Consider the following 4,420-nt stretch of genomic DNA (forward strand, 5'->3'; position numbering starts at 1 on the left):
GCGGCACTCTGCGCGGGCTACCGACTTGACCGCACTGGGGCCCCCGGGCGCGGACGGGCGGCTGCCGGATGACCCGCTGGTGGCGTGCCTGCTGAAGCTGGAGCGGCACCCGGCGCCGTCAGTGGCGCTGGTGCAGGGCGGCGCGGTGGGCGCGGGCTTCGACCTGGCGGCCTCGTGCGACTTCCGCGTGGGCGCGGGCGACGCGTTCTTCCTCATGCCTCCGGCCCGGCTGGGCATCGTGTACTCGCCGGAGGGGCTGGCGAGGGCGGTGCGGCTGGTGGGCCTGTCTCGCGCCAAGCAGCTGTTCCTCACCGCGCGGCGGCTGCCCGCGGCGGAGGCGCTCGCGTGGGGGCTGCTGGACGAGTGCCCCGAGGACGCGGAAGGACGCGCGCTGGCGCTGTGCGCGACGCTGGCCGCGGGGGCGCCGAAGGCGGTGTCGGGGATGAAGGAGGCGTTCGGGCTGCTGGCGCGCTCCGGGTTGTCCCCGGAGGACGTCGCGCACCTGCGTCAGGTGCGCGGCGAGGCCTTTGGCAGCGAGGACGCGAAGGAGGGGCGCGCGGCCTTCCTGGAGAAGCGCGCGCCCCGGTTCAACGGCCGCTAGGTGTCGCCGAACAGCTCGCCCATGCGCAGCTGGAGCGCGGAGGCGATCTTGTAGAGCGACGAGATGGACGCCGAGGACTCCGCGCGTTCAATCTGGGACAGCAGGGACACGGACAGGCCCGTGCGGCGGGCCAGCTGCTTGAGCGTGAGCTCCTGCGTCTTGCGCGCGTCGCGGATGGTGCGGCCGATGGCGCGGTGCAGGTCGGCTTCCGGGTCCTGGGACAGGCCCTTCTTCTGCAGCGCGTTGCGCACGGCGGCCGTGAACTGCTCCGGCTCCATGGGCTTCTTCACGTAGTCGGACGCCTGCGCCTTGAGCGACGCGACGGCCGTGTCCACGGTGGGGTAGGCCGTGGCGACGATGACCGCGATGTCCGTGTCGTACTTGCGGATCAGCTCCAGCACTTCGGTACCGGACATCTGCGGCATCATCATGTCGAGGATGACGAGGTGGAAGTCGGAGCCCCGGAGGATGTCCACCGTCTGCGTGGGGTCCGTGGTGGTGACGACCTCGTAGCCTTCACGGGTCAGCACCAGCTTGAGGTAGTCGCAGTTGTCCTGCTCGTCATCAACTACCAGGATGCGAATCTGCACAGCGTCTCCTCGCTGCAGGGTTGAGGGATGTGCCGCGGGGGGGGATTACTGACCGGCCTTCGAGGTCGTGGGTTTCGACGTCTGGCCAGCCTTGTTGCCGTTGAGGATTTCAATGACCCGGGCCCGAAGTTTGTGGTCCGGGGGCACGAGCGTGAGGAAGGTTTCGTAGTGCTGGCCGCTCAGCTCGAAGTTCTTGAGCTTGGCGTACAGCACGCCGAGCATCAGGTGGCACTCCGGGACCGAGGGCGCGATGATCGCGCAGTCCTTGGCGATCTCCAGCGCGGCCTCCGGCTTCTGGTCCTTGTTGAGCCGGTCGACCTCGAGGCGGATGGTGCCAATCTGCGTCTTCACGTCGTCCGCGGTCTTGTTCCGCATGTACTCCGACGTGGGGCGCGCATTCGGGTTCCGGGGCGCGACGGAGGCCGTTCCCGGGTCGTCCGGAGCCGGGTCTTCCGTCAGCTGGGTGTCCTGCGCGAGCTTCTGCTGCGCGGAGGTCAGCTGGTCACCCAGGTCCCTGCGCTCCTTCGTGAAGACCGTGTCCTCCGGGATGGCGTTGAAGCTCCGGGTCGCACCGTCGACGTCGTTGCTCTTGAGGGCCCGCCGGGTCGCGGCGAGGTCCTTCTCCGCCTTGCGCTCCTTCTCCAGCCGCGCCTGGAGCTCGCCCAGGGTCGTGGCCGGAAGTGCCTTCGTCTTGCGGAGCGCGTCGAGCGCGGTGGCGGCGGCGGGCAACCTGCCCGCCTGGAGCGCGTCCTGGAAGGGCTGATCCGCGGGGGGCTCCGGTGCCTTCTCCGGCGTCTCGGGCGGAGTGGCGGCGGCCACGGCCTCCGGAGGCTTCGCCGTGGGCGGCGTCTGCGTGGGCGGCTGCGGATCTGCGGCGACCACGGGCGCGGGGGCGTCCGGCGGCTTGGGCAGCAGCTCCTGCCCCTTCACCACGAAGAGCGCCGCGCCCGCGCCGATGGACAGGAACGCGACGACCGCGGCCACCCACATCTTCTTGGACCCGCCGCGCTCCTGCGCGGCGATGTCCTCCGCCAGCGAGCCCGGCCCCACGAAGCGCAGCCTCACGTGGCCCATCTCGATGACGTCGCCGTGGGCGAGCGTCGCCTGGGCGTAGCTCTCACCGTTGACCGTCAGCCCGTTGGCCGACTGCATGTCGATGACGCGCCACTCGCCGGTCTCCTCGCGCACGATCTTCGCGTGCGTGCGGGACAGCGAGCGGTGGTCCAGCGCCACGTCGTTCTCCGACGTGCGGCCGATCCGCAGCTCCGTGCGGTTGCAGTCGTACTCCTGGCCCTTGAACTCGTTGGGGGCGAGCACCAGCAGCCGGGGCTGCTCGTCCTCCGGCACGCGCTCCACGCGCCGGGGCCGGTCCGCCTCCATCTGGTCCATGCGGATGATGGACGTGGCGTTGCGGCGCGCCTCCGCGGACACCGGCGTGTGGCCCGGCTCGTCGCCGTCCTCATCGTCGGAGTCCTCCGCCCCGTCCTCGCCGTCCACCATGGTGTCGCGGGGGGCGGGGCCGCCGCGGTCGTCGTCCTCCTCCTCCGGCTCAGGCCGGCGGGAGGCGGGCACCTTGGCGGTGATGGCGCCAGTGGGGGCGGCCGCGTTGGCCGCGCCCTCGACCTGCAAGGCCAGATCGTAGTCGCCAATCTGGATGAGGTCGCCCTCCTTGAGAGGGAGCTGGCCTGCGACGCGTTCACCGTTGATCCGGGTGCCGTTGTAGCTCCCCAGGTCTTCGAGCACGACGTGTCCATTGAGGCGCACCAGCCGGGCGTGTCGACGTGACACGTTCCGCTCGGTCAGGCGGATCGTGTTGCCCTCCTGACGGCCAATGGTGATTTCGTCGCGCACGAAGGGAACAACGGTCTTGCGCCCCTCGTCGTCTTCGATGATGAGCTTCAGCACGGGTCCGGTCCGAGTACAGCTATAGCAGAATGCCCTTTGCCGAGACAAGCCATGTATCCCCCGAGAACAACAGGGTTTTTCGCCCATCCCAGGGTCAGGGGGGCACTGTTGTCCATCGGTCGATTGGCCGGAAAGGGTGGGGAGCGCAGGATACCGGGGCTCACGATAGCGCTGATCGCGGCGCAGGCCATTCTGTACGCGGCGGTGGCGTCCGGCGGGCCGCCCGGGGTGGACGCGCTGCTGCGCTGGGGAGCCAAGTCGGGCCCCCTGGTGACGGACGCGGGGCAGGGCTGGCGCCTGCTGTCGGCCAACCTCCTGCACCGGGACGCGCTGCACCTGGGCCTCAACCTGCTGGTCTTCGCGGGGGTGGGCACGGCGGTGGAGCGGGCGTGCCGGTGGTGGGACTACGTGGCGCTGCTGGCCGTGTCGGGGCTGGCGACGATGACGGGCTCGCTCTGGTGGTCGCCGGCGGTGAGCGTGGGCGCGTCCGGGTGGGTGTTTGGCTGCGTGGGGGCGCTGCTGGTGCTGGGGCGGCGCGCCCGGAACGGCCCGGGGGCGCGCTTCCAGTGGTTCTCCGGGGAGAACGCGCTGCCCACGGTGCTCGTCTTCCTGTGGCTCGGGTGGACGAGCGTGGGCGTGGACAACGCGGGGCACCTGGGGGGGCTGCTGGCGGGGCTGCTCGTGGGCGTCCTCCCGCGGTCGCGGGCGTGGGGGGCGGTGTCGCTGGTGGGGCTCGCGGTGCTGGGCGCCGCGGTGGTGGTGACGGAGCGGTCGGGGTGGCGCGTGGAGCGCGACGACGGCTTCGGGGTGGCGGTGGCGCTGCCGGACGGGTGGCGCCGCGAGGAGGATGGCCAGGGCCGGCGGGCCTTCTCCAACGGCCTGACGGGCCTGGGGCGGGCCACGCTCACGGCGGAGGCCATCGAGGCGGGTGAGCCGGGGGACGGCTCCGCGCAGGCCCGGCACTTCCTGGACGAATCGCTGGTGCCCGGCAGGGCGGGGCCCGAGGGGCGCACGGTGTCGGTGGGCGCGGTGGAGCCCGCGTCGCTGGGCGGCCGGCCCGCGCAGCGGATCCGCGCGGAGCTGGACGGGGCGGGCCGGCGGACGCACCTGGTGGCGTGGTTCGTGCCACGCGGGGAGTGGGTGTACCGGCTCGTCTTCACCTGGCCGCAGGCCTATCCGGCCTATGCGCGGGTGGTGGAGCGGATGACGGCGGACGTGCGCTTCGAGGAGCCCGCGAGCCTGCGGGTCGCCCGCGCCCGGGCGCTGCTGGTGCCGGGGGTCGCGGGGCCGCTGCGCGAGCTGGGGCATTCGCTGCGCAGGTGGG

At 71.9% G+C, this 4,420-nt stretch carries 3 protein-coding genes and 1 pseudogene; 2 read left to right on the plus strand and 2 right to left on the minus strand.

Annotated elements, in window-relative coordinates; all coding sequences use genetic code 11:
• Positions 1 to 601 (plus strand): annotated as a pseudogene (locus tag ACLEQD_RS37855) (enoyl-CoA hydratase/isomerase family protein); the annotation flags it as partial.
• On the opposite strand, the gene ACLEQD_RS37860 reads toward ACLEQD_RS37855, so the two are convergent.
• Positions 598 to 1,191, minus strand: a complete 594-nt coding sequence (locus ACLEQD_RS37860) for a response regulator (protein ID WP_014398871.1) — start codon at positions 1,189 to 1,191, stop codon at positions 598 to 600. The pseudogene ACLEQD_RS37855 and the gene ACLEQD_RS37860 overlap by 4 nt on opposite strands.
• Positions 1,192 to 1,236: 45 nt before the next feature.
• Positions 1,237 to 3,096 (minus strand): FHA domain-containing protein, encoded by a 1,860-nt coding sequence (locus tag ACLEQD_RS37865; RefSeq protein ID WP_410390722.1) that lies wholly within the window; start codon positions 3,094 to 3,096, stop codon positions 1,237 to 1,239.
• 108 nt (positions 3,097 to 3,204) lie between these two features.
• Between ACLEQD_RS37865 and ACLEQD_RS37870 the strand changes: the two genes are divergently transcribed.
• Positions 3,205 to 4,420, plus strand: a 1,216-nt coding sequence (locus tag ACLEQD_RS37870; protein ID WP_410390723.1) for a rhomboid family intramembrane serine protease, incomplete at its 3' end; no start/stop codon positions are given.

Source organism: Corallococcus sp. 4LFB (genome assembly GCF_046520365.1).
Taxonomy (GTDB): domain Bacteria; phylum Myxococcota; class Myxococcia; order Myxococcales; family Myxococcaceae; genus Corallococcus; species Corallococcus caeni.